Here is a 25,208-nt window from a genome sequence, read left to right as displayed (position 1 = left end):
GCCGTATATAAGGGTAAGAAAGCAAATTGACTGGAGGTCATTATAATGGAGAAAACCGGGTTGAAAATACTCGTCCACGCCAGTGCGTTTTTCGCCCCGTTCCTTGTCCCGGTGCTCGTCTTTTTCGTCGCCATGCTTGTGACGGACGACCAAGAATTAAAGAAATTGTCGATTCAAGCCTTGCTGTTCCAATTGGTTATGGGAGCATTGCTTTTCGCATCGACCTTGCTGACGGCCGTATTGATCGGATTCCCGCTCTTGCTATTGTTCGGCGCTATCGGAATCATCGTGCCGATCATGGCAATCATCAAAGCTTTGAAAAACGAACCCTACGATTATCCGATTGTCGGTGCATGGTACCAATAATGCAATAAAAGCAGCATCACAAAACCCGCCGAGAATATTTTCGGCGGGTTTTTGTGTGGAGCTGCAAATCAAAGTTTATGTAAGCTTTCGCTCCATCTCTGTTTTAGAGTAAGAGATTGATCATGCAGCTGATGCGGCAGGACCTCGCTTTTTCAGCTGCCCGGGAATGGGGCGGGTGTTGAGCCAATGTGCCAAAGAGCGCGGCACATTTGTCTCGCCAGCCCGCACGATCCCCCAGGAGTCAGCCATTTCCGCTCCGTCTCTAGCTTTAGAGTGGGAAACCATTTCTTTAGCTCACTTAGCAGAAAGTGTGGAAATGCATCATATTCTACAGCTTGCTTCAACTAGTTCAAAGAATGAAGTGTCGCGAGTTCCCATCCACCAAAAAAATAACAAGATGTCCGATTGAAGCATCACATGATCAGACGCACCATCTCAGGAAGCGATTCCCCCACTAGCCAGCAACTGAATACAGAAGCAGATATTTTTGAACAAGCTGCACCCAATGAAATCTCCAAGCTGCCGAGCGTCAAGGGTGAGCCGACGCAATAAGACAGGCGCTCTTTCTGGCTTATTGCCAAAGGCCAACCCAAAGCCGGGCGGCGAATAGTAAGATGAAGCTTAAAGCAAACACACAAACATTTACACCCGAAAATTCTAGCTATCTTTGTTAATGCTCGATCCGGGAAGCGATTCCCCCGCTAGCCGGCAACTGAATACAGAAGCAGATCTGATTAAACAATCTTCACATAAAGGAATCTCCAAGCTGCCGAGCGTCAAGGGTGAGCCGGCGCAATAAGACAGGCGCTCTTTCTGGCTTATTGCCAAAGGCCAACCCAAAGCCGGGCAGCGAATAGTAAGATGAAGCTTAAAGCAAACACACAAACATTTACACCCGAAAATTCTAGCTATCTTTGTTAATGCTCGATCCGGGAAGCTACTATTCAGAGAAGCACCCAACAATGAATGACACATCTTTTGATTTTCTATCATTCAAATTCACCAATAAAAAAGTGCAACGGCCTGAGCCGCTGCACTTTTTGTTATTCGAAAATATAAGACAAAGCTTTGATTGCCTGGTCACAAGTTTCGACGGTGGCGTTCGCTTTTTGGGATAGCTCTTTTAGCGGATGGTGCAGTTTTTCAGGGCGGATAACGATGAGCGGCTTATGGCTTGCCAATGCGGCGCTTGCATCCATCGCCGTGTTCCACTGCTTGTACTGCTCGCCGAACAAGGCGATGACGAGGTCCGATTTTTCCATCAACACGCTCGTGCGCAAATTATTGAAGCTGGATGCCGCGGCGTCCTTGAAGATGGCGTTCGGTTGTTCGCCAAGGATCTCTTCGCCAATATTATCGGAGCGGTCGTGGTCTTCCATCGGGCCGACGAAATCGACCGGCAAATCGAGCGCCAAGGATTTCTTTTTGATTTCATCGCGCCACGAGCTGTGAATTTCGCCTGCCAGGTAAACGGTTAATCTCATGAGTCTCAACCTCCATTTTCCATTTCCTCTTAGTGTAGCATAAAGGAAGAAGAGGTGGAGAAGGATTCAGACAATTTGACGTTCTCTAGTGCGGACGGGCATGCATGAAAGCACATGGCTGATTTTGAAATGGCGCTTCTCGCGGCGCAAAAAACAATAAGCCTGGAACGAATCACCGCTGACTTTCAGGATTTTGACGCGGCGCTTGCTGATAGTGCCGTCATTTGCGATGTACATCATGTCGATTAATTGCCGGTACTTGAATGCTTTTAGAAGTTGCGCTTTCATGATAACCCTCCCCAGTTAAGAACGTTTGTTCTCATTATAAACCGGTCTGTGGAATGAAACAAGTGAAATGAATCGTGTATAATGGAACGAACGTATATTCTTTTATATAGAAGAAAGGGGATCTTTTTATGAAATTCATCCATACTGCTGACTGGCATCTCGGGAAATTAGTGCAGGGCGTATATATGACAGAAGATCAGCGATTTGTGCTGGAACAGTTGATCAACACGATCGAACAGGAGCGCCCTGATGCATTGGTCATTGCGGGCGATTTATACGACCGCGCAGTGCCGCCGACAGAAGCGGTGCGTTTGCTAGATGATACACTAGCGAAAATTGTACTGGACATGAAAGTGCCGGTTATTGCGGTGGCAGGCAACCATGACAGCCCGGGAAGGCTTGATTTCGGGAGCCGCGCATTGAAAAGCAACGGCCTCCATATCGCGGGACCGGTACGGCCATATTTTGATCCGGTCGTTTTGAGAGACGAAGCGGGCGAAGTGCATTTCCATCTGGTACCTTACACGGATCCGTCGATGGTGCGCCATGTTTTTGAAAATCCGGACATCAAAACCCATGACGATGCGATGAAAGCGATGACCGGACGCATTTCCGCTGAAATGAATCCGTCGGCGCGCCAAGTGTTTGTCGGCCATGCGTTCGTCACGCCTCGCGGAGAACAGGAAGACAATACGAGCGATTCCGAACGGCCGCTTGCGATCGGCGGGGCGGAACATGTCAGCGCGCAGCATTTTCAGCCGTTCCATTACACAGCGCTCGGCCATTTGCATAAAGCGCATTATGTATTGAATGAGACGATCCGTTATTCAGGATCGCCATTGAAGTATTCGATCTCAGAAGAGCATCATCAAAAAGGCTACCATATCGTCGACTTGGCGGCGGACGGTTCCGTTACGGTTGACAAGCGCTTGTTCGAAGCGAAACGCGATATGCGTTCAGTTGAAGGGACCATCGCAGACATCATGGGCCATGAGAGAAGCGACGATTATGTCTTCGTCACCTTGCTCGATGAGACGCCTGTCCTGTATCCGATGGAAAAGGTCCGCTCGGTGTATCCGAATGCGATGCACGTCCAGCGTAAAACGTTCGCAAAACAAGCAGGCGAATCGACCATCGGCAACCGCCGGAAAATGGACCCGATGCAATTGTTCAACGCATTTTACGAGGAAGTAAAGGGCGATGCACCGTCTCAGGAAACAGCTGAACTATTCGGTGACGTGTTGCAGGAATTCCTGCAGGCAGATTCTGAACGGGAAGAGGTGAAGTCATGAAACCGGTCAAATTGAAACTGACGGCGTTCGGTCCATACCGCGATAGCGAAGAAATCAATTTTGAAGACTTGGAAGGTAATCGCTTATTTGTCATTTCCGGCAGCACCGGTGCGGGCAAAACAAGCATCTTTGATGGCATTTGCTTTGCGCTTTATGGTTCGGCAAGCGGCTCGGACCGCAGCGAACCGAAAAACCTGCGCAGCGATTTCGCCAAAGATTCGGTCCATACATCAGCCGAATTGATTTTTGAAGTGCACGGCACGACTTACCGCATCCTGCGACAGATGAGTCATGTGAAAGTAGGCAATAAAAGCGCAACCGGTGAACGCTATGAGTTTTTTGAAGTGACCGACGCGGGCGAAAAGCCTTGTGTGGAGCGGCAAATCGTCTCGGAACTCAATCGCCGCATCGAAGAAATCCTCGGGCTGACTTTTTCACAGTTCAATCAGATCGTCATGCTGCCGCAAGGGGAATTCCGCAAGCTATTGACGTCTGAAACGGATAATAAGGAAGCGATTTTACGGAAGATTTTCCGCACCGAACCGTACCGCTTGGTTGCCGAGCGGCTCAAGCACAAAAAAGACGAGGCGCAAGAGCGCTTCAAAGCGCAGCAAATGCTGTACAAAGAGCAAGTGCAGGCGATTGCGGGTTCTTTGCCGCAGCGTGAATCGGCTCTTTTTGAAGTGTTCGCACAAGGCGATTTCCAGCGCAGCCAATTGCTCGCAGGGCTTGAAGGAGAAATCCGCCATTATGAATCGGAAAGCATCGGCTTGCAGGAGCGCTATCAGCAATCCTATGACTTCCACAATAAAAAAATGGCCGAGTTTCACGAGGCAAAAAGCTGGAACGGGCGCTTCGACGAATTAGAAGCGAAAAAGCGCCATTTGCATAAACTCGAAAAACAACTCCCGGCGGTCAAGGAATGGGAACAGCAAGTCACAGCAGCCGATCAAGCGGGCATGATTACGGGCTTGGAGGAACAGCTACTGGAGCTTGTAGCCAATGAACGCCAAAAACGAGAAGAATTGCTTCGTGCCGAGGCGGCTGAACAGCAAGCCCAAGAAATGAATCGGCAGGCGCAGCAAGTGAAGGACGAAGAAGAAAGCCGCCATGAACAGCGCCAGGCTGCACAGCAAGCGCTGATCCGTTTGCATGATATGGAAGCAGGCGTAAAGGAACTGGAACAACAGCGTACAGCTGTCCAACAATTAGAGAAAGCAGCTATTCACGAAAGAACGGCATTGCAAAGGTCGGACGAACAAACGGCAAGCGCCGAGCAACAACTGGCACAAACGAAATCGCTGATTCAACAACTGGAAGAAAGACTCGAGCATTTCGATGATAAGCGAGACCGCCAGAACCGCTTGGCGGAACAACAACGCGTCTTGGCGGAATATCTTCGCTTGGAGCAAAAGCTAGGGAGTTTGGCCGAACAATCAGCGGGAGATCAGGTGGAATTTGAACAAGCACAAAAATCCTATCAATTGATGGAACATGATTGGTTCGCCAACCAGGCGGCGCTGCTCGCATCGCAACTGCATGACGGGGAAGCGTGCCCGGTGTGCGGCAGTCTCGACCATCCAGCAAAACAGCGAGGCAGTTCTGCAGCAGTGGACCAGCAAGCGATGGAACAGGCCAAGCAAGTGGTGGCGCAAAGCGAGCAAAAATTCCGCAAAACAGAAGCGGAACAAGCCACACTCCGTGAGCAGGCGGCAGAGAAGCGAATGGAAATGGATGCCATGTCACTCGCTGCGGAACAAGCTAGCGCGCAATTGGAGGCGGCGCGTGCTGAACAGCATTCATTAACTGGAGAGCTCAAACAATTGCAGTCCGATAAGGAACAGCTGCGCAAGCGCAAGTTGGCGTTTGGGGAGATGGAAGAGCAGTTAGCTAGCTTAAAAAAACAACAGGCGGAAGCTCAGCACAGCGCGCACGAAAAACGCAGCGCATATGAATCGGCACAGGCGGTATTGGAAAGCAAACTGACATCGATTCCGCAAACGCTCCGTGATCTGGCGTCGCTTCAAAAAGAAACCGCAAAAGCGCAGGAAATGAAAGACCGCTTGGAAGCGGCTTGGCAACAAGCGCAGGAGGCCCTGCAAAAAGCCGAGCGGCAAGTGTCGGAAGCGGCCGTATCGCTTCGCCATAGCCAGCAGTCCATGCAAGAATTGCAAGAAAAGCGCGGCCACGCCGAAAGCCGTTTCGAGGAAGCGCTCGTGAAATCCGCGTTCGCTACGAAAGAAGCTTATCAACAGGCCAAACTGGACACATTCCGCTACGAAGAATTGAAAACGCAAATTGAGCAATACAAGCAAGACCGCCACACGACAGAGCGGCAAGCAGCAGAACTCGAAAGCGCGCTCGATGGCCGTAGCCGCGTTGACGTGTCTGATGCGGAACAAATGCTTGCCGAATTGAAATCCGATTACGAACGAGCACTTTCGGAATTGAACACATCCAAAGAATACAAGAAAAAAGCCCAGGCGTTCTTTGATGAAGTCTACGAGGCGTCTGCCAAAGAAGCTGCGGCTGAAGCCGAATTTGCGCGTATCGTCGACCTTTACGATACGATCCGGGGCCAAAATGATGTGAAGCTATCATTCGAACGCTATTTGCAAATCGAGTATTTGGAACAGATTTTGGAAGCGGCAAATGAACGCTTGAAACATTTGTCGAACGGGCAATTCCATTTGACGAGAAGCGACCGGCAGGAAGCGCGCGGGAAACAAAGCGGCCTTGGCCTCGATGTATACGATGCCTATACTGGCCAGGCACGCGACGTCAAAACGATGTCCGGCGGGGAGAAATTTAATGCCTCCCTATGTCTGGCTCTCGGTATGGCGGATGTCATCCAAAGCTTTGAAGGCAATGTATCGATTGAAACGATGTTTATCGATGAAGGCTTCGGCTCATTGGATGAAGAATCGTTGAATAAAGCCATTGAGACTTTGGTGGACTTGCAGAAATCAGGGCGGATGATCGGGGTCATTTCCCATGTGCAGGAATTAAAAGCGGCAATTCCGGCCATTTTGGAAGTGGAGAAAACAAAAGAAGGCATCAGTCGGACGCGTTTCCAATTGAAATGATGCGCAACGTTTACAATGAGAGAAGAAAGTGAATGATAAGAGCGAAGCTTGCTTTCGGAAACTGTCTTGTTAAATGAGCGAGCGGAGCAGATCGGCAAAGGGGTTTTGACGATGAAAAATTTCAGTTTCAATGCCAGATTGATTTATTTCGGGGCGATTGCACTGTTCAGTCTCGGTTTCTTTTTCCTGCAGCTTTCATCAGTCATGGACGGCGGCACCGGCATCGGCTCGATCATCTTGCTGATTCTATGGGGTGTGATGGCCGCCTTCGGCATCGGCGGCATCATCGCGAGCTTTGCGGTGAAAAAGCGCAACAATAAATAGCGAAAGAGCCACTGCAGAACCGCCAATGGTTCAGTGGTGGCTTTTTTGACTAAAAAGCCGGAATAGCGATGAAATTTCGGCAACTCAATCAAGTGCAAATTCTGTGATAAAGTGGAAGTAATATTAGAAATCAGGAGTGAATGCAGATGTCCAAACAACTTAGCCCGAAGCAAGTGGTCGATTTAATCGAAGCGCAGGCGGATATCATCGTGCCGATCGCGAACGGAGAGCCGATCCGGCTGCTTGATATTTTGGAACAACACGCCCAGGAATTGGACGGGGTCAAGATTCACCAAATGCTCGCTTTGCGTGAGCGTGCCTATATCCGCGGGGAACTCGAACAGCTCCGCCACGTTTCGTATTTCCTGAGCGGGGCGACCCGTGGAGTGTACCAGCAAGCGAAGATGGACCTGGTGCCGAATAATTTCCACGAGATGCCGAGCTTGCTGCAAAAAGCGACGAAGATGTCGATGATCATGACAGTCGCTTCGCCGATGGACGAACACGGTTATTTCACCTTTGGCACACAAGCCGATTACGTCGCTGAATTCGTCGGCAAAGTGCCGTTCATTTTGGAAGTGAATGAACAGATGCCGCGCACATTCGGCCGCAATCAAATCCACATTAGCCAAATCGCAGGCTATGTGGAGCATCACGCACCGCTTGCGGAAGAAAAGGCTTGCGAAATCAGTGAGATGGACATCCAGATCGCTTCGTCGATCATCGGTGATATCGAAAACGGCGATACGCTTCAAATCGGCATCGGTTCTGTGCCGAACGCGGTCATCAGCATGTTGAAAGACCATCGCCATTTAGGCATCCACACAGAAATGCTGCCGGATGGCGTGGCAGACCTGGTCAACTCGGGAGCAATCGATGGCACGCGCAAATTTACAAACCCCGGAAAAATCGTCGCGACTTTCGCTTACGGATCAAAAAAATTGTATGATTTCCTCGATGGCAACCCTGCAGTGGAGATGCTTCCGGTAAGCATCGTCAACGATCCGCGGGAAATTGCCAAAGAGAAGAATATCGTATCGATTAATGCGACAACAGAAGTCGATTTGTACGGGCAATGTGCTTCTGAAACGGTTGGCGGAAAATATTATTCATCCAGCGGCGGCCAAGTCGATTTCGCGCGCGGTGTACGTTTCGCCGATAACGGCAAAGGCTATATCTGCATGCCCTCAACTGCTAAAAGCGGGAGCTTATCGCGCATCAAGTTGAACTTGGCCCCGCAATCGGTTATTACCACTGGAAAAAATGACGTCGATAACATCGTGACAGAATACGGGATTGCGCGCCTCCACGGTGTGTCTCTTGCGGAGCGGGCCAAGCGCTTGATCAGCATCGCCCATCCGAAATTCCGCGAAGAGCTGATGTTCGATGCGAAAAAGAACGGCTTTTTGCTGTAACTATGAACTTCACTGGTTGAATGCATAAATCCCCAGCCGCAAAAGCAGCCGGGGATTTTGTTAATGAACCGACAGTGCCGATTCCTTTATATTTTACTTTGTTGCACCCTCTCCTTAGTTTTATTTTCTTTCTTCAATACGGATGCCTGCATCAGGAGAAGGGAAATTTGCTTTTCGATTGGCTTATCTTATAAGATGATAAGGACAAGCTAGAAAAAGGAGCGGCATACATTATGGGGGAAATTAGCAGAGAGCTATATGATTTCATTCTAAAAAATAAAAACTCTATGGTCGAAGAGTGGCTTGAAACACGCGACAGCCATGCAAATACCGTCTATTCAGCCAATGCATCCGATGATACGGTAGAGAAGCTGAGAAAGGAATCGCTTGGCTTTATCGAGGCCGTCACTGCGATTTTTATCCACGACAAAGAAGAATCGCTTGCCTACGTTGAAGATTGGTCGTCAACGATCGCCAAAGAACGTGCCCAGCAATCCGTTCCGCTTTATGAAGTGATGGAGCATCTTGGGCAATTGCGTAAAATCTATTGGACTTGTGTCCGCCATTTCTTTGAAGAAGTTGATAGAGCGAATAGCCAAGATGCATTGCGCTGGAGTGAAATGTTAAATGATATATTTGACTTTATCATCGAAAGTTTCGCACGCCATCATCATGAAGCTCACCAACGTTTACTGGCGAGCCAGCAGGAAGTAATCGACGAGTTGAGCAGCCCGGTCATACCAATTCGTAAAGGTATCGGCATTTTGCCATTGGTCGGCGGGATTGATACATACCGTGCCAAAGTGATTTTGGAGACAGCTCTTGAAGAGAGTGCCAAGCAGCAATTGACGACGCTTTATATCGATCTGTCGGCGGTGCCGATTGTCGATACGATGGTTGCCCATCAATTGTTCCAGTTGATGGATTCGCTGAGAATCATCGGTGTGGAGTCTGTCCTATCCGGCATCCGCCCTGAAATTGCACAAACCGCTGTGACACTGGGAATTGACTTCAAAAACATCCAAGTCTACGCCAATCTGATGCAGGCGCTTGATGCACTTGAACATTAAAAAAGAGCCGTTCTCCTTGAGAACGGCTCTTTTTGAGTTATAGCACATATAAGTAGACGGCCAGGAAGTGGGATGTGCTTCCAAGCAAGATGAAAATATGGAAAATCTCGTGGAATCCTAAATAACGCGAAGAAAGAAAGTCTGGTTTGAGCCAATAGATGACACCGCCGACCGTGTATAGGAGACCCCCGGCAACAAGAAGCCACAACCCGGCAGCAGGCAGACTGGAGGCGAGCGGTCCCACTGCAAAGATGATAATCCAGCCCATTAAGATATAAATGGCGGTCGACAGCCAGCGTGGTGAATGAAACCAGATCATCTTGAAGAGAATGCCGCTAATGCCAAGTAAGGCGACTATAGCGAAGATCGACCAGCCGAGCGTGCCTTCTAGCGCAATCAAGCAAAACGGTGCATAGGAACCGGCAATCAGCAAGAAAATCATCGAATGATCCAGCTTACGGAAAAAAGCAATAATTCTGGGACGCGCTTTTACGGAATGGTAAACCGTCGACGCCGTATAAAGCAGGATCAAGCTGATGCCAAAGATGACGACTGCTGTGACATGCGCAGCGGGCGCTTGCGAATAGGCGGCTTTAATGGCCATCGCGAGCAAAGCGGAAAAGGACAGAAGTGCTCCGGCCAAATGGGACAAAGCATTAAAAGGCTCTCGGATAAATGCAGTCATGGAACTATACCCCCTGATACGTAGTTATCGAAACTACTTATAATAATATACACATTGATTTCGTGGGTCAAGTTTGTCGCCTTTTCCATCATAGGGTAAAATAGAAAAACAGAAGTTGAGGTGAAGCGAATGGAAAGCATCGATCGGCTCATTGGCCAATTGGCTCTCGACAGCCAAATCCGCACAAGCGATATCCCGAAAATCGATTTATACGTAGACCAAGTCATTCAGTTATTCGAGACAGCCTTCCACGACACGAAAAGGTACCCGGACGACAAAATATTGACGAAAACGATGATCAATAATTATGCCAAAGGAAAATTATTTTATCCGGTGCAGCAAAAAAAATATACGCCCGACCATATTATACTTATCAACTTGATTTACCAGATGAAAAGCACGCTATCAATCAACGACGTAAAAAAAGTGCTGGAAAAAGTGAATGAAAAAGCACAGGCGCGGGAATTGGATCTATCCGAGTTCTACGAAACTTATTTGACGCTTCAAGAGGACAATCACGCTGCATTTAAGGAAGAATTGGAACGGCAAGCAGAGGCCGTCGCCAGCATCCAAAGTGATGAAAGCGGAGAACTTTCCAAAGTGCTATTCATTGCGTCGCTTGTCCATAAAAGCAACTTGTACAGAAGGGCCGCTGAAAAACTGGCCGATGAATTGATAAGGGAGGAATCCAATGGCAAAAATTCTTATTGACGCAGACGGCTGCCCAGTAGTCGATTTGGCGCTTGTGCTTGCCAAGCGTTTCAATTGGCCGGTGCTGCTCATTTGTGATACGTCCCATGAAATGCACCGCGAAGGAGCAGAGACGCTGACGGTATCGAAAGGAGCGGACGCGGTCGATTTTGTTTTGGTGAACCGTGTAGAGCCTGGCGATATCGTCGTCACACAGGACTATGGGCTTGCTGCGATGGTGCTCGCAAAACGCGGAGTGCCGATCGACCAGAATGGGCGCGTCTATAATGAAGGCAATATTGAACAATTACTTCACGGCCGCCATGTCGCCAAAAAAATCCGCCAAAGCGGTGGACGCATGAAGGGTCCGAAAAAGCGCCAGCAAGCCGATAACGATAAGTTCCGTGAAAGCTTGATTCTCCTATTGGAAAGTTGAAAGATCCGCAATCAGGCGGGTCTTTTTTGTTGAGAAATATAGTTACAGTCGGTTCGGACTGAAATGGAAACTGGGAGTAATTTTTAGACTGTAGGGAATATATAGGAATATGAATAACTGGATGGGGAGGAAGATATGATGAAGAAAATAGCAGTTATCGTGACGAATCATAAAGACTTAGGAAATCGAGGCAAAAAGACTGGCCTATGGCTGCGTGAACTAACGGATTTCTATCACGAAGTAAAAGATGATTTTGAAGTCGATATAATCAGCACAAGCGCTGGAAAAGTGCCGCTCGACCCAAGAAGCCTTCCAGCGGCGGTGGTCAATGGACGAACACGCCACTACTACTTGGATAAAAACATCCAGCGCCAATTGGATCGACCGTTGACGCCAGGCCAAGTGAAAGCCGATGAATACGCCGGGATCTATTTTACTGGTGGACATGGAACGATGTGGGATTTCCCTGACAATAAGGAATTACAGCGAATGACGGCGAGCATTTATGAAAAAGGCGGCATCGTAGCAGCTGTTTGCCACGGCCCGAGTGGATTATTGAACGTCCGCCTATCCGATGGCAGCCCTTTGCTTTCGGGGCATCTTGCAACAGGGTTTTCGGATTTGGAAGAAAAGTTGCTCGGCCTTTATAAAGACATCCCATTTTCCTTGCAGAGCGAATTGAAAGAGCGCGGCGCTCTTGTTCAAATCGCTCAGCTGCCGCTTGAAGCATGCGTCATTGAGTCGGGGCGATTGATTACCGGGCAAAATCCGGCATCCGCTTCCGGCGTCGGGGAAAAAATGCGAGAACTGCTTAAATTGGCAGAGCGCTACTCTGATTAAAGGCATCCAGCGCCAATGACAAGAAAGGGAGCTTTTCTAAAAAAGGAATGAGAAATGGACATGCCGCTCATTCAAACGGTTGTAACTGAAAACGCTCGGTATCCTGTAAACCAGCGTGATCTCGTCGGTGGAGTCCGAAATTTATTTGGAAACGACCATGAGGATATGGGAAGATTGCTCAAAGTATTCAACAACGGGCAGATAGAAAACCGGTATTTTGTAGCGCCCTTACAGTGGTTTTAGTAGAACAGGGCGCTTGAAGAAAGAAGGTAAAAAAACTTTCCTTTTTCCTAATTAAAATTTTATTAATAGGGTATACAAAATAGAAATGACAGAAACACGCATTATTTTGGAGGGATTCTGATGAAGAGATCAACGATGAATACAGTAGTGGGCAGCGCGCTTGCAGCGGCTGCAGGGGTTTTCGTCTACAAAACCTATCAAGAAAAAAATACACTCCGCGTCCAGGAAGACATCGACATGCACAACAGCAAAGAAATCGATGAGCGCGAAAGCGTCTACGCCATCGAAGACTCAAGTGAACAAGGGCTCTCGCAATTGGATTCCGCTTACCGCGAAGAATGGCAAGCGAACGCGTTCCCGCAAACCCAGAAAGAATTACGCGAACTGGAAGAAGACAAATAAATCATATCAGCAAGCGAAGGCAGAAAATCATCTGCTTTCGCTTTTTCTTCGTGTATGATTTGAAGGTAGAGTAAATTTGAAAGGAGTGTCAGCACGTGTGGATCCGAAAGCCGTTTTTTGAATACACAGCGGGAATACTATTGCTCGCAATCACATTATACGTACTCAGCAAGTTGGACTATATTTGGGAACCGATCCGCATCGTCATCGCTACATTGTTTGCGCCGATCGTCATTGCCGGAATTCTATACTACCTGCTCCGGCCATTGGTCCGCGTTCTTTCCCGCCGCATGCCGAAAATCGCAGGGATTGGCATTGTTTTTACAGTGATTGCGCTTGCGGTTGCGAGCCTCGTCTATTTCTTTGGGCCGACCTTGATCGAACAAGGAGAAAGCTTGGTGGATTTAGCGCCTGAGAAAGTGGAGGAAATGGGTTTGGAATCAAATAATCTCCTGGAAGGTTTTGAATTCGGCGGGTTTTCTGGGCAGGAAATTAGCGACCGTATCTACGGCTATGCCCAAAGCCTCTCGAGCAATCTATTTGAAAATGTGCTCGACATCCTCGGCATGCTGGTAAATGCGGCCATTGTCTTGATCGTAGTGCCTTTCATCTTGTTTTTCCTGCTGAAAGACGATGATAAATTCATTCCGCATTTAGTAAAGCAGCTTCCGGAAGACCATAAATTGGAAGGGAAGAAGCTGCTGAAAGATCTGGATGAAACTTTATCCACTTTCGTGATCGGTCAGGCAACGGTCGCGGCTGTGATTGGTGTACTGATGTACATCGGTTATTTGATTATCGGACTTGAATACGCGTTCACGCTTGCTGTTTTTGCCATGTTTCTCGTAGTGGTTCCATTTCTCGGGCCTCTCATCGGAATCATCCCGGCGATTTTGGTTGCCTTGTTGAATGATGGCTTGTTTATGGCATTTAAAGTCATACTCGTCCTATTGGTGGTGCAGCAGCTCGAAGGCAATCTAGTCACGCCGAATGTCATGGGCAATCGGCTTCATGTCCATCCATTGACGATTATTTTGCTGTTGATGGTTGCCGGCGCTTTATATGGCTTTATTGGAATTTTGATTGCTATCCCAGCTTATGCCGTACTGAAGACGCTCGTCCATAATTTCCGTTTGTTTTATCGGCTTTATAAAAAGCGCAACGTTAGCCGTTGAAGCTAGTCATTTAGGCACAAGCATACATCCTACTCCCTATTAAATTTCATTCGAAAGGTTCTGAATTTGTGAATATTGTGATATATTAGTCAATAGAATGATCATTATCTAATAGAGGGGATGTTTATTGATGAAAAAATGGACCTTATTGGCATTATTGCTAGCAGTTCTTACAGTACTTGCCGCGTGCGGCGATTCAGATGAAGAATCCGGTGGGGGAGACGGGGAAACATACCGTGTTGGAATTGATACCACTTATCCACCTTTCGAATTTGAAGACGAGGGCGAATATACAGGAATCGATATTGATTTGATCAATGCCATTGCCGAGAACCAAGGATTCGAGATCGAATTCAACCCGATGGATTTTGGAGGCATTATCCCAGCGTTGCAAGCTGACCAATTGGATGTGGCGATTGCGGGTATGAGTATTACCGATGAGCGCAAAGAAATCGTGGATTTCTCGGATCCGTATTTTGATGCCGGCCTTTCTTTGGTTGTGGCTGAAGACAATAGCGACATTACCTCACTTGAAGATCTAGAAGGCAAGACCGTTGCAGTGAAGAGCGGAACAACAGGCGCTCAATTCGCGCGCGACAACGAGGATGAGTATGGCTATGAGATTTCCCAGTTTGAAGACAGCCCTTCGATGTTCCAGGAAGTATCAAACGGCAATGCCGATGTGCTTCTTGAAGATTACCCTGTCATCGCTTATGCCATCGCAGAAAGCGAATTGGCTTTGAAAACTGTCGGCGAGCGCTTGACGGGCGACCAGTATGGCATCGCTGTCTTGAAAGGCGAGAATGCAGAATTGCTTGAACAAATCAATGCAGGGCTGCAGGAATTGCGCGACAGCGGCGAATATGATGAAATCTTAAACAAATACATCGCAGAATAAAATCATGTAGCGCGCATTCGCGCGCTGCATTTTTTTATGTAAGGGGGAACTGAGGGTGCAGACAATTATCAATGCTTTTCCATACTTAATGGAAGGCTTGCAAGTTACGCTTTATATTTTCAGCATAGCCATTGTCCTAGGCTTCTTGCTCGGGCTGGTTGTCGCTTTGCTGCGCTTGGCACCGTTCAAGATCTTGAACTGGATCGCTAAAATCTTCGTCGATGCAATCCGGGGAACGCCTTTCATTGTTCAGCTGTTCTTCATTTACTTCGGCTTGAACTCACTTGGGTTCTTTTCGCTTGATAATACCACTGCAGGGATCGTAACAGTCGCGATCAACGCCGGTGCTTACTTCTCGGAAATCATCCGTGCCGGTATCCAGTCGATCGACAAAGGGCAAACGGAAGCAGCGCGCTCGCTCGGGCTGGGCTCGACGCAGACCATGCGCCACATTATTTTGCCTCAGGCATTCCGCCGCATGCTCCCGACCATTACCAACCAGGCGATCATTTCCTTAAAGGATACCTCGCTACTGTCGGTTATCGGGGTGGCGGATTTGACACAGGAAGGGCGCATCCAGGCAAGTGCCACGTTTGATGCGTTTAACGTGTACTTGATCCTTGGCATCATTTACTTTATCGTTATTTACTTGCTCTCGATGCTCGCGAGCTTTGTAGAAAGGAAGTTTGTATTGCGATGAGTATGATCAGAGTCGAAAACCTCAAAAAATCATTCGGAGATTTGGAAGTCATCAAAGATATGAGCACAGTTGTGGAAGAGAAAGAGGTCATTTGCGTTATCGGCCCTTCCGGTTCCGGCAAAAGTACGTTTCTTCGTTGCTTAAATCGCCTAGAAGACATCAGCGGTGGCCATGTTTATATTGAAGGAACGGACATCACGAATCCGAAAGTCGATATCAATAAAGTGCGCCAAGACGTGGGAATGGTATTCCAGCAATTTAATTTGTTCCCGCATAAAACGGTGCTTCAAAATGTGACGCTGGCGCCGATTAAATTGAAAAAAGGCGACCAGAAAGCAGCCGAAAAGAAAGCTTACGAATTGCTGGATAAGGTCGGTTTGCGCGAAAAGGCGAAAGCGTACCCGGGCGAATTGTCAGGCGGGCAGAAGCAGCGCGTCGCCATTGCGCGCGCACTCGCGATGGATCCGAAAATCATGCTGTTCGATGAGCCGACTTCAGCGCTCGATCCGGAAATGGTTGGAGACGTGCTGGATGTCATGAAGCAACTCGCGAGAGAAGGCATGACCATGGTTGTCGTGACCCACGAAATGGGCTTTGCGGCGGAAATGGGCGACCGCGTGCTGTTTATCGATGGCGGCTATATCGTCGAAGAGAACGTGCCGAAGGAATTGTTCGGTAATCCGCAGAATGAACGGACGAAAGCGTTCTTGAGTAAAGTGTTGTAAAGATGAGTGGAAAAGCGTGCCTATTGGGCGCGCTTTTTTAATTTGGTTGGAAGTAGATAACGAGGGCTTTTGAGCGGAACTATTCTTGAGGGTTGAGTTGAGCATCGTTTTGGCAATCGCCGCCGTGCTTTGGGTTGGCCTCTTGCAATAAGCCAGAAAGAGCATCTGTCTTATTGCGTCGGCTCACCCTTGGCGCTCGGCGGCTTAGAGATTTCGTTGTATATACACTGTTTAAATAGCTCTGCTTCTATAGTTAGTTGCCGGCTAGTGGGGGAATCGCTTCCCGGGTGGCGGTTGAAATAAGATAGCGAGGGTTTGCTTGCGGAAGTGTTTCGGCTTTCTAGTTGAGCTTCATACTGGCAGTCGCCGCCGTGCTTTGGGATGGCCTCTAGCAATAAGCCAAGAAGAGCACTTGTCTTATTGCATCGGCTCACCCCTTTACGCCGGGCGGCTTGGAGATTTCGTTGTATATACACTGTTTAAATAGCTCTGCTTCTATAGTTAGTTGCCGGCTAGTGGGGGAATCGCTTCCCGGGTGGCGGTTGAAATAAGATAGCGAGGGTTTGCCTGCGGAAGTGTTTCTGCGTTCTAGTTGAGCTTCATATTAGCAATCGCCACCGTGCTTTGGGTTGGCCTCCTGCAGTAAGCCAGAAAGAGCATCTGTCTTATTGCATCGGCTCACCCTGGGCGCTCGGCGGCTTGGAGATTTCATTGTTTTCTGCTTGATGAAATCGATCTGCTTCTATATAAAGTTGCCGGCTAGTGGGGGAATCTCTTCCCGAGAAGGGACATCAGACAGGTCGCTGGTGGAACAGGAAAACTTTTTGTTTTGCAAATGGAGACTCGGAACACTTCAGTCTTTGGCTTGTTTGGAGCAAGCTATAGAACATGATGCGTTTTAATCTTTTATATCAAGAGGATTGAAGAAACGATTTTCTACTTTAAAACTAGGAGACGGAGTGGAAGGGGGCTGACGCCTGTGGGACCGCGCGGGCTGGCGAGACAAACGTGGCGCGTCCTTTGCGGCACGTTGGCTCAACACCCGCCCCATTCCCGGGCAGCTGAAAACGCGACGTCCTGTCGCATCAGCTGCATGACTCGCATCCTGCGAGCCCCAAGCAGCCATTGGAGCGCAGTCGAAAAGCGGAAACTTTTCAAATCTCTTACTCATCAATCGTTCAATATTTTATGGTCAGACTTCAAATTCAAACAAAACAAAAAACGTGCCGCAGGGGCACGTTTTTTCTGATGGATTATTCAGCGTCAAAGACGTGGACTTTCTCCATTTTGTCGCCGTTTTTCATAGCTTTCGCAGTTTCCAGGCCTTTTGTTACTTGGCCGAATACTGTGTGGACGCCATCAAGATGCGGCTGTTTATCATGGACGATAAAGAACTGGCTAGATCCAGTGTCTTTGCCGGCATGTGCCATAGAGAGGCTGCCTGGTTGGTGCTTATGCGGGTTGCCTTCAGTTTCACATTTAATTGTTTTGCCGCTGCCGCCCATACCTGTGCCAGTTGGGTCTCCGCCTTGGGAAACGAAACCTGGAATAACGCGGTGGAAAACAACGCCGTTATAGAATCCAGAGTTTGCAAGCTCCTCGAAGTTTGCGACTGTGTTCGGTGCTTCATTCGGGAAAAGGTCGAATTCGATTACTTCGCCGTTTTCCATGTGCATGTGGCCTTTTTTCGCCATATCTAACATCTCCTTTTCATTTGGTTCATCCCTTAGTATATCGACTTTTGGTGCCACTGCCTACTGAAAAGGGGCTTATAGCGCTTTTAGGAATCCGCCATCCACGACGATTGATTGCCCAGTGACATAGGAATTGGCAGCGGAGGCCAAAAAGACGACTGTGCGGGCGAATTCAGCGGGTTCACCTAAGCGGCCTCGAGGGATTTGGGCTTCCGTATTTTTCATTACTTTTTCGGGCGAGAGACCCTGTCTGTCTGCAGCTGCTTGAGTCAATTCGGCGACACGATCAGTTGAGATTTTGCCGGGGCCGACGGTGTTGACCATGATATTGTCTGCAGCCACTTCGCGGGCAAGTGTTTTCGCAAAGCCGACCATGCCAGCGCGCATCGTATTCGATAAGATCAAGCCGTCAATCACTTCTTTTGTCGAAGATGATGAGATATTGATAATGCGGCCGAATTGTTGTTCTTTCATATATGGAAGCACTTCACGGCATGTACGGATATAGCTCAATAAGTTTTGGTCGAATGCTGCATACCAATCCTCATCGCTCATATTGTCGAAGCCGCCTGCTTTTGGGCCGCCTGTGTTGTTGACCAGCACATCGATGCGTCCGAACTGCGCGTTGATTTTGTGGAATAATTGCTGGATGTCTTGAGCTTTTGACAAATCGCACGCATAAGCGTGAACCTGTTCATTTTTGCTTGTGCTGCGGATTTCTTCAGCAGCTGCGCTTGCTGAATCCTCACTACGGCTCGAGACGATGACAATCGCCCCTTCTTTAGCGAACTCCAAGGCAGATGCTTTGCCGAGACCTTTACTGGAAGCCATGACGACAACTACTTTTTCTTTTAATCCAAGATCCACATTTATCATCCTTTCCATTTGGTTCCTTGTTTCAGTTTACGATAGAATAAAAGGGATGGAAATGCTTGTTTCGGATTTCCGCCATAAGTCCAATGGCGGAGACCCTATATAGATGTGGTAGGATGGATATATTGATTAGATTAGGAGTGTTGGAAATGGAAGAACGTGAAATCTTCGATATTACAATCATCGGCGGCGGCCCGACTGGCTTGTTCGCTTCGTTTTACGGCGGCATGCGCAAAATGAAAGTGAAAGTGCTGGACAGCCTTCCGCAGCTTGGCGGGCAATTGATGGAATTGTACCCGGATAAATTCATTTACGACATCGGTGGTTTCCCGAAAGTACTGGCAAAAGATTTGGTGGATAATCTGGTTGAACAGGCCAAATATGGCGACCCTGAAATCTGCCTGGAAGAAACAGTGGCTGCTGTTGAGCGGGAAGACGAGCATTTTGTCATCACGACCGACAAAGGCGCGCATTATTCTAAAGCGATTCTGTTAACGGCGGGCGTCGGGGCTTTCCACCCGCGTAAATTGGCAGTCGATAGCGCTGAACAATTTGAAGGCAAGACGCTGCATTACGGCGTGAAAGACTTGACACTGTTCAGCGACAAAAAAGTCGTAGTTCTCGGCGGAGGAGACTCTGCAGTTGACTGGGCGATGATGCTTGAAAATGTAGCGGCACAAGTGACATTAAGCCATCGCCGTGAGAAAATGACGGCGCATGAAGCGAATATTGATACGATGATGCAGTCGACAGTAGAAGTGAAGAAGCCTTTCAACGTCAAGGAACTGGTCGGAGACAACGGCGAAATCCGTGAGCTTGTGCTGGAAGATAAAGAAGGAAACGAAGAGCGCTTAGAAGTCGATCACGTCGTCGTCAACTATGGCAATATCACCTCGCTCGGCCCGATTAAGGAATGGGGCCTTGAGATGGACAAGAACTCGGTCATCGTCAATTCCAAAATGGAAACGAACGTACCGGGCATCTACGCGGCAGGTGACATCGCCACTTACGAAGGAAAAGTGAAATTGATCGCTGTTGGCTTTGGTGAAGCACCGACGGCCATCAATAATGCGAAGTCTTACTTGGATCCGAAATCCAGAGTACAGCCTTTGCATAGCACGAGCGTGTTTAAATAAAGAACAGAAAATGCCCGGCAAGCTGTTCAGCTTGCCGGGCATTTTCTGTCTGAAATCACAATGGGTGTTTTTTCTTTTTCACTGCAACAGGATCTTGGCTGGCCGCTTTCAAGAACGCGGCCCCCATCAGCAGGACGACGACCGAGAATGGCAAGGCCGCAATGATCAAGGAGTTCTGCAAGCCTTGTGTACCGCCGCTGTAGACGACGATAGCTGCAACAGCTGACTGGATCAAGCCCCAAGTAATTTTCACCAAGTTCGGGGGATTTAATAAGCCGCCGGTTGTCTGCATGCCAAGCACGAATGTCGCGGAGTCAGCAGAAGTGATGAAGAAGATAGCGACTACGAACAACGTGAGTATCGACATGACGGTGCCGAGTGGATAATGCTGGAGTACGCCGAATGTGGCAGTTTCTAAGCTATAATCGGAAATCGTATCGATACCTTTCTGTTGCAAGTCCAAAGCAGAGACTCCGAACACCGAGAAGAAAATAAAGCAGACGAGTGACGGGACGGCGAGAACGCCAAGCATGAATTCACGAACCGTTCGCCCCCGTGAAATGCGGGCAATGAAAATGCCGACGAACGGCGCCCAAGATACCCACCATGCCCAGTAAAAGACTGTCCAGCCGTCTACCCAGACGCGGCGTTCGGTGTTCAGCGGCTCCAAATTGAAGCTCATCGATAAGAAATTGGAGAAATAGCCGCCAAGAGAATCTGCAAACATATTCATAATATAAAGCGTCGGTCCGACAATCAACAGCATGCCGAGCAAAATGAATGCCAGCACCATATTGATATTACTTAAATATTTGATGCCCCGGCCAATGCCGGACCAAGCGGAAATGATGAATAATAAGGTAGCAACGGCAAGGATCAATAATTGAAAGGCGAACGTATTCGGTGTCCCGAACAGGAACGACAGCCCTTCGTTGATTTGCGCAGAGCCAAATCCAAGTGTAGAAGCGACGCCAATGACCGTTGCGAAGACAGCGAGCGTATCGATCAGCTTGCCGAGCCAACCGCTCATCCGCTTTTTGCCGAACAGCGGAATGAGTGTCGCGCTGATGAGGCCTGGCGAACCATTATGGAATTTCGCGTAAGCGAGCGATAAAGCCACCAGCCCGTAAATGGCCCAGGCATGGATGCCCCAATGGAAAAATGAGAACTGCATCGCTTCTTTGACGGCTTCATCAGAGCCGACTTCAGAACGCGGTGCGCTAATAAATGCGTGGGAAATCGGTTCGGCTGTTGTCCAGAAAACAAGCCCCATGCCCATTCCGGCGGAGAACAACATTGCAAACCATGATACCAAACCAAATTCCGGTTCGTCGCCGGCTTTCCCGAGTTTGATATCGGCAAACTTAGAAAAAATCAAATAAAGGCAAAAGATAAGGATGACGAAGACAGAGGCGAGGTAATACCAGCCGAATGTGGATGAGATCCACGAAGTGAGCGCACCGGTCTGCGCTTGGAAGTTTTCGGGCTCTAAAAATCCCCAAGTGACCATAGCCAGGCAGATGGCGATCGAAATCCAAAAAACAATCGTGACATTTTTCAAATGAGTTCCCCCTAATTTAATAAAAACTATACTTTTCTAAATAAATAAAGCTGTAATTAGTTATTCCCCAACAAAGAAAGGCTAATCCATTCTGTCGTTGTTAATAGAAGAAAAAAGGAGGAAGGCAAGAAAAAAGCTTTGTTTCCGATTTATAAGAAAGAATATTCTGATTTATTACAGTCTGTCATATTTAAATGGATGTCGTAATGTAATTGTTAAATATCATCTGTCGTCCTGTCATGTTCTTGCAATGCGCACGTGTTAAGCTGTGTCTTGTGTTAGTGAAAAGGAGGAATTTCAATTATGAAAAAGCAAATCGTTACACTAACTGCAATCGCGGCATTAAGTGTAGGCGCAGCATCGACAGCAAGCGCTAATTCATCGTATACAGTTCAGTCAGGTGACACTTTGTGGGGAATCTCACAAGAAAAGAACGTTTCCGTTCAAAATCTTAAAAACTGGAACGATCTATCATCAGACTTGATTTTCCCGAACGAGACGCTCTCTGTTGAAGGAAAAGAACAGGCATCCAAGAAATCATCGAACTCATCATCTACCTATACAGTTAAAAGCGGCGATACTTTGTTCAAGATCGCTTCCGCTCACGGAATCTCATTGGATCAATTGATGAACTGGAACAACATCTCCGGCCACATGATCTACCCTGGACAAGAATTCGCAGTTAAAGGCGCAGCAGCAAAAGCCGCAGCACCAGCACCGGCAGCAAAGGCACCGGCTAAAGAAGCACCGAAATCAACTCAAGCAGCACCAACTCCTGCAAGTGCACCAGCAGCGGCTAAACCAGCAGCAGCTTCTACACAATCAGGTAAAGAAATGACAGTATCTGCAACAGCTTACACAGCTTATTGCGCAGGCTGCTCAGGAATCACACGTACAGGAATCGACTTGCGTTCGAACCCGAACCAAAAAGTGATCGCAGTTGACCCATCCGTTATCCCACTCGGCTCAAAAGTATGGGTTGAAGGATACGGAACAGCAATCGCTGGCGACACTGGCGGAGCAATCAAAGGCAACAAAATCGACGTCTTTATTCCAACTCAAGGTGAAGCTTTGAACTGGGGACGCAAAAACGTCACAATCAAAATTCTAGACTAATTTTTATAAGCTACAAAGCCGAGGTGTTCATTCCCTCGGCCTTTTTTTATGTCGGCCCTTGCACCTATGCAAGGGCTTTTTTATATTAAATTCGCATTTTTTTAGTGAATAATCGGAAAAGTATTGAAATCAAAGTTAAGAAGCATATAATGTGGGGTATAGTTATGGAGTATTTATAATTTTTATACCTATTAAAGGAGGCGCATGAGATGGCAGAGAAGAAAAATGTTTCCAGACGCGATTTCTTGAAAACGTCAGGGATCGCGGCAGGCGCTCTCGTCGGTGGAGGAATTATTGGTGGAGTGATTGGCGCAAATACACGTCAGGATACGGCCGCTCCAAGTGGCGGTGAAGCAGGCCAAAACGGAGGGGCAGAAACGACCGAACCGGTGCGCGGCTTGCAATTCTTCAAGAACCAACAGGAGTTTGCGGTATTACAACAAGCAACTGAACGTATTTTCCCGGAAGATGATTTGGGGCCAGGCGCAATTGGCCTTGGCGTGCCGTTCTTTATCGATCACCAGCTAGCAGGGAGCTATGGCGAGAATTCACGTGAGTACATGCAGCCCCCATTTCAATTAGGCGAAGCGACTCAAGGGTATCAAAGCCGCTTGAAGCGAAATGAACTATTCAGACAAGGCTTGCAAAAAATGCAGCAGGAAGCCCAAAGCCGCTTCGAAGCGAACTTTGTCGATCTTGAACCCGAGCAGATGGATGAAATCCTGACAGCTTTCCAAGATGATGAAGTGGATATGCAAGCGGCAAATGCCCAATTCTTTTTCCGCCTTCTGCGACAGGCAACATTGAACGGGGCCTATGCAGATCCGATTTACGGAGGCAACCAGAATATGGATGCTTGGCGCATGAAAGGATTCCCAGGGCACCGTCCATCCTATATCAATGAAATCGAAAGCGAAGACTTCGTGGAAATGGATCCACATTCAGTAGGAGACATGCTGAGCTAAATAAGAAGGGGGAGTACGTATGGCGACAACGTTAGATAAAGTAGATGTAGTCACGGTAGGAGTCGGCTGGACCGGCGGAATCATCGCTGCCGAATGTGCAAAAGAAGGATTGAAAGTTGTCGGCTTAGAACGTGGTCAAGAGCGTTCGACAGAGGATTACTCTATGGTCCATGATGAATATCGCTATGCGATCCGTTACGAGTTGATGCAGGATTTATCGAAAGAAACCATTACATTCCGCAACTCTAGAGACCAGAAGGCATTGCCGATGCGCCAATTAGGTTCATTCCTTCTAGGGGAAGGCCTTGGAGGCGCAGGGACGCACTGGAATGGTCAAAACTGGAGATTTTTGCCATATGATTTTGAAATTAAAACCATGACCGATGCCAAATACGGTGAGAATAAATTGCCTGCCGAATATACATTGCAGGACTGGGGCATCACTTACGATGAACTCGAACCTTATTTCGATAAGTTCGAAAAAACGGCAGGGATTTCTGGAGAGGACAAGAACCCATTCTGGGGCGCACGGTCTTCAGAGTATCCGACCCCGCCAATGAAAAAGACGCCATTGCTGTCGAAGTTTGAAACGGCGACTAGCAACCTCGGCTATACGCCATTCATGATGCCTTCTGCCAACTTGTCGGAAGCATATGAAAACCCGGATGGACAACAAATTGCTGCATGCCAATATTGTGGATTCTGTGAACGCTTCGGCTGCGAGTACGGGGCCAAAACATCACCGGAAATCACTGTCGTTCCAGCGGCTCGTGCCACTGGCAACTACGATATCCGCTTCAATGCCAATGTAGTAGAGGTAATGAAAGAGGGCGAACGTGTAACAGGCGTGCGTTTCATCGATACAGTAACGCTTGAAGAGTTCATCCAGCCGGCGGAAGTCGTCGTATTGACGAGCTATGTAATGAACAACGCGAAACTATTGATGGTATCAGAAATTGGTCAAATGTATGACCCTGAAACCGGAGAAGGTTCACTTGGGAAAAACTACGCATACCAAATTCTTCCGGGCGCATCTGGCTTTTTCGATGACCAGATGAATGTCTTTATGGGAGCAGGCGCACTTGGCATGACGATTGATGATTTCAATGGCGATTCTTTTGACCATAGCGACCTTGACTTTATCCACGGAGCGAGTATTTCCATGACACAGACAGGATCGCGTCCGATCGCATCCAATCCACTGCCTCCGGAGACACCGTCTTGGGGAGCGGATTTCAAGAAAGCTTCCATTGAAAATTATACGCGTACATTGTCAGTAGGTGCACAAGGGGCATCCATGCCACACCGTGATAACTACTTATCGCTTGACGAGACGTATAAAGATGTTTATGGTGTTCCACTTCTGCAACTAACTTATAACTTTACAGATCAGGATCGTGCGCTGCACAAATATCTTACTGAAAGAACAGTCGAAATCATGCAGGAAATGGGTGCGAAAACGGTTGTCGGAAGAGCGCCGATTTCAGATTACGACATCGTCCCTTATCAGACGACACACAATACAGGCGGCACCATCATGGGTGGAGATCCTGCAACTAGTGTCGTGAACAACTATCTGCAACATTGGGACATGGAGAACCTATTTGTTGTAGGCGCGGGGAATTTCGCGCACAACGGTGGTTATAACCCGACCGGCACAGTGGGTGCGTTGGCATATCGCTGTGCAGAAGGCGTCATCAAGTACAGCCAAGAAGGCGGTTCTTTAGTTTAATTTGTGAGGAGG

At 48.1% G+C, this 25,208-nt stretch carries 25 protein-coding genes; 19 read left to right on the top strand and 6 right to left on the bottom strand.

Annotation, left to right across the window (positions count from 1 at the left end; genetic code table 11):
• The first annotated feature begins 45 nt into the window (after nucleotides 1-45).
• Both KTG14_RS03370 and KTG14_RS03365 read left to right on the top strand, forming a co-directional pair.
• Nucleotides 46-366, top strand: a complete 321-nt coding sequence (locus KTG14_RS03370) for a DUF4870 domain-containing protein (protein WP_216969447.1) — start codon at nucleotides 46-48, stop codon at nucleotides 364-366.
• Nucleotides 367-771: 405 nt separating this feature from the next.
• Nucleotides 772-918: a hypothetical protein gene (locus tag KTG14_RS03365; RefSeq protein WP_216969446.1), complete on the top strand. Its 147-nt coding sequence runs from the start codon at nucleotides 772-774 to the stop codon at nucleotides 916-918.
• 491 nt (nucleotides 919-1,409) lie between these two features.
• Here KTG14_RS03365 and KTG14_RS03360 read toward each other — a convergent pair whose 3' ends face one another.
• A complete protein-coding gene (locus tag KTG14_RS03360) occupies nucleotides 1,410-1,850 on the bottom strand; it encodes a YtoQ family protein (protein ID WP_216969445.1) in 441 nt (146 codons plus the stop codon).
• Nucleotides 1,851-1,916: 66 nt separating this feature from the next.
• Nucleotides 1,917-2,138, bottom strand: coding sequence for a transcriptional regulator (locus tag KTG14_RS03355; RefSeq protein ID WP_216969444.1), 222 nt, complete (start codon nucleotides 2,136-2,138; stop codon nucleotides 1,917-1,919).
• A 128-nt stretch (nucleotides 2,139-2,266) separates the two neighbouring features.
• Between KTG14_RS03355 and KTG14_RS03350 the strand changes: the two genes are divergently transcribed.
• The 5 genes from KTG14_RS03350 (at nucleotide 2,267) to KTG14_RS03330 (ending at nucleotide 9,325) form a co-directional block, all read left to right on the top strand.
• The gene (locus KTG14_RS03350; RefSeq protein WP_216969443.1) at nucleotides 2,267-3,430 is read left to right on the top strand and encodes an exonuclease SbcCD subunit D; all 1,164 of its coding nucleotides are present in this window, start codon (nucleotides 2,267-2,269) and stop codon (nucleotides 3,428-3,430) included.
• Nucleotides 3,427-6,516: an SbcC/MukB-like Walker B domain-containing protein gene (locus KTG14_RS03345; protein ID WP_216969442.1), complete on the top strand. Its 3,090-nt coding sequence runs from the start codon at nucleotides 3,427-3,429 to the stop codon at nucleotides 6,514-6,516. Before KTG14_RS03350 ends, KTG14_RS03345 begins: the two co-directional genes overlap by 4 nt.
• Before the next feature lie 111 nt (nucleotides 6,517-6,627).
• Nucleotides 6,628-6,840 carry a hypothetical protein gene (locus KTG14_RS03340; RefSeq protein WP_216969441.1) on the top strand — a complete coding sequence of 71 codons (213 nt, stop codon included), beginning with the start codon at nucleotides 6,628-6,630 and terminating at the stop codon, nucleotides 6,838-6,840.
• A 146-nt stretch (nucleotides 6,841-6,986) separates the two neighbouring features.
• Complete coding sequence (locus KTG14_RS03335) at nucleotides 6,987-8,255, top strand: acetyl-CoA hydrolase/transferase family protein (protein WP_216969440.1); 1,269 nt, start codon at nucleotides 6,987-6,989, stop codon at nucleotides 8,253-8,255.
• 233 nt (nucleotides 8,256-8,488) lie between these two features.
• Entirely contained in the window at nucleotides 8,489-9,325 is an 837-nt protein-coding gene (locus tag KTG14_RS03330) for an STAS domain-containing protein (protein ID WP_216969439.1), read from the top strand.
• A 37-nt stretch (nucleotides 9,326-9,362) separates the two neighbouring features.
• On the opposite strand, the gene trhA is transcribed toward KTG14_RS03330, so the two are convergent.
• Entirely contained in the window at nucleotides 9,363-10,010 is a 648-nt protein-coding gene (gene trhA / locus KTG14_RS03325) for a PAQR family membrane homeostasis protein TrhA (protein ID WP_216969438.1), read from the bottom strand.
• Between the two features lie 129 nt (nucleotides 10,011-10,139).
• Between trhA and KTG14_RS03320 the strand changes: the two genes are divergently transcribed.
• The 8 genes from KTG14_RS03320 (at nucleotide 10,140) to KTG14_RS03285 (ending at nucleotide 16,119) form a co-directional block, all read left to right on the top strand.
• Nucleotides 10,140-10,721 (top strand): DUF1836 domain-containing protein, encoded by a 582-nt coding sequence (locus tag KTG14_RS03320; protein WP_216969437.1) that lies wholly within the window; start codon nucleotides 10,140-10,142, stop codon nucleotides 10,719-10,721.
• Nucleotides 10,702-11,136 (top strand): YaiI/YqxD family protein, encoded by a 435-nt coding sequence (locus KTG14_RS03315; protein ID WP_216969436.1) that lies wholly within the window; start codon nucleotides 10,702-10,704, stop codon nucleotides 11,134-11,136. Before KTG14_RS03320 ends, KTG14_RS03315 begins: the two co-directional genes overlap by 20 nt.
• A 138-nt stretch (nucleotides 11,137-11,274) precedes the next feature.
• The gene (locus KTG14_RS03310) at nucleotides 11,275-11,976 is read left to right on the top strand and encodes a type 1 glutamine amidotransferase domain-containing protein (RefSeq protein ID WP_216969435.1); all 702 of its coding nucleotides are present in this window, start codon (nucleotides 11,275-11,277) and stop codon (nucleotides 11,974-11,976) included.
• A 363-nt stretch (nucleotides 11,977-12,339) separates the two neighbouring features.
• Entirely contained in the window at nucleotides 12,340-12,621 is a 282-nt protein-coding gene (locus KTG14_RS03305) for a hypothetical protein (RefSeq protein ID WP_216969434.1), read from the top strand.
• 95 nt (nucleotides 12,622-12,716) lie between these two features.
• The gene (locus KTG14_RS03300) at nucleotides 12,717-13,796 is read left to right on the top strand and encodes an AI-2E family transporter (protein WP_216969433.1); all 1,080 of its coding nucleotides are present in this window, start codon (nucleotides 12,717-12,719) and stop codon (nucleotides 13,794-13,796) included.
• A gap of 130 nt (nucleotides 13,797-13,926) precedes the next feature.
• The gene (locus KTG14_RS03295) at nucleotides 13,927-14,694 is read left to right on the top strand and encodes a transporter substrate-binding domain-containing protein (RefSeq protein WP_216969432.1); all 768 of its coding nucleotides are present in this window, start codon (nucleotides 13,927-13,929) and stop codon (nucleotides 14,692-14,694) included.
• Nucleotides 14,695-14,749: 55 nt separating this feature from the next.
• The gene (locus KTG14_RS03290; RefSeq protein WP_216969431.1) at nucleotides 14,750-15,394 is read left to right on the top strand and encodes an amino acid ABC transporter permease; all 645 of its coding nucleotides are present in this window, start codon (nucleotides 14,750-14,752) and stop codon (nucleotides 15,392-15,394) included.
• On the top strand, nucleotides 15,391-16,119 hold the full coding sequence (locus KTG14_RS03285) for an amino acid ABC transporter ATP-binding protein (protein ID WP_302054925.1): 729 nt from the start codon (nucleotides 15,391-15,393) through the stop codon (nucleotides 16,117-16,119). The genes KTG14_RS03290 and KTG14_RS03285 overlap by 4 nt, the downstream gene beginning before the upstream one ends.
• A 1,253-nt stretch (nucleotides 16,120-17,372) precedes the next feature.
• Here KTG14_RS03285 and KTG14_RS03280 read toward each other — a convergent pair.
• Both KTG14_RS03280 and KTG14_RS03275 read right to left on the bottom strand, forming a co-directional pair.
• Nucleotides 17,373-17,813 carry a peptidylprolyl isomerase gene (locus KTG14_RS03280; protein WP_216969430.1) on the bottom strand — a complete coding sequence of 147 codons (441 nt, stop codon included), beginning with the start codon at nucleotides 17,811-17,813 and terminating at the stop codon, nucleotides 17,373-17,375.
• A gap of 75 nt (nucleotides 17,814-17,888) precedes the next feature.
• Entirely contained in the window at nucleotides 17,889-18,680 is a 792-nt protein-coding gene (locus KTG14_RS03275) for an SDR family oxidoreductase (protein ID WP_216969429.1), read from the bottom strand.
• 155 nt (nucleotides 18,681-18,835) lie between these two features.
• On the opposite strand from KTG14_RS03275, the gene KTG14_RS03270 reads away from it, so the two are divergent.
• A complete protein-coding gene (locus tag KTG14_RS03270; RefSeq protein WP_216969428.1) occupies nucleotides 18,836-19,822 on the top strand; it encodes an NAD(P)/FAD-dependent oxidoreductase in 987 nt (328 codons plus the stop codon).
• A gap of 55 nt (nucleotides 19,823-19,877) precedes the next feature.
• Here KTG14_RS03270 and KTG14_RS03265 read toward each other — a convergent pair whose 3' ends face one another.
• Nucleotides 19,878-21,383, bottom strand: a complete 1,506-nt coding sequence (locus KTG14_RS03265) for a BCCT family transporter (RefSeq protein ID WP_216969427.1) — start codon at nucleotides 21,381-21,383, stop codon at nucleotides 19,878-19,880.
• Between the two features lie 303 nt (nucleotides 21,384-21,686).
• Here KTG14_RS03265 and KTG14_RS03260 point away from each other — a divergent pair, with 303 nt between their 5' ends.
• The 3 genes from KTG14_RS03260 (at nucleotide 21,687) to KTG14_RS03250 (ending at nucleotide 25,196) form a co-directional block, all read left to right on the top strand.
• Entirely contained in the window at nucleotides 21,687-22,499 is an 813-nt protein-coding gene (locus KTG14_RS03260; protein ID WP_216969426.1) for a LysM peptidoglycan-binding domain-containing protein, read from the top strand.
• Nucleotides 22,500-22,708: 209 nt separating this feature from the next.
• Nucleotides 22,709-23,464: a gluconate 2-dehydrogenase subunit 3 family protein gene (locus KTG14_RS03255; RefSeq protein WP_216969425.1), complete on the top strand. Its 756-nt coding sequence runs from the start codon at nucleotides 22,709-22,711 to the stop codon at nucleotides 23,462-23,464.
• Nucleotides 23,465-23,483: 19 nt separating this feature from the next.
• On the top strand, nucleotides 23,484-25,196 hold the full coding sequence (locus tag KTG14_RS03250; protein ID WP_216969423.1) for a GMC family oxidoreductase: 1,713 nt from the start codon (nucleotides 23,484-23,486) through the stop codon (nucleotides 25,194-25,196).
• The last annotated feature ends 12 nt before the right edge of the window (nucleotides 25,197-25,208 follow it).

Origin of the sequence: Planococcus sp. CP5-4_YE, from assembly GCF_019042655.1 — a bacterium.
Taxonomy (GTDB): Bacteria; Bacillota; Bacilli; order Bacillales_A; family Planococcaceae; genus Planococcus.
The sequence above is the reverse complement of the archived record's forward strand: the minus strand, read 5'-3'. Positions and strand labels throughout refer to the sequence as shown.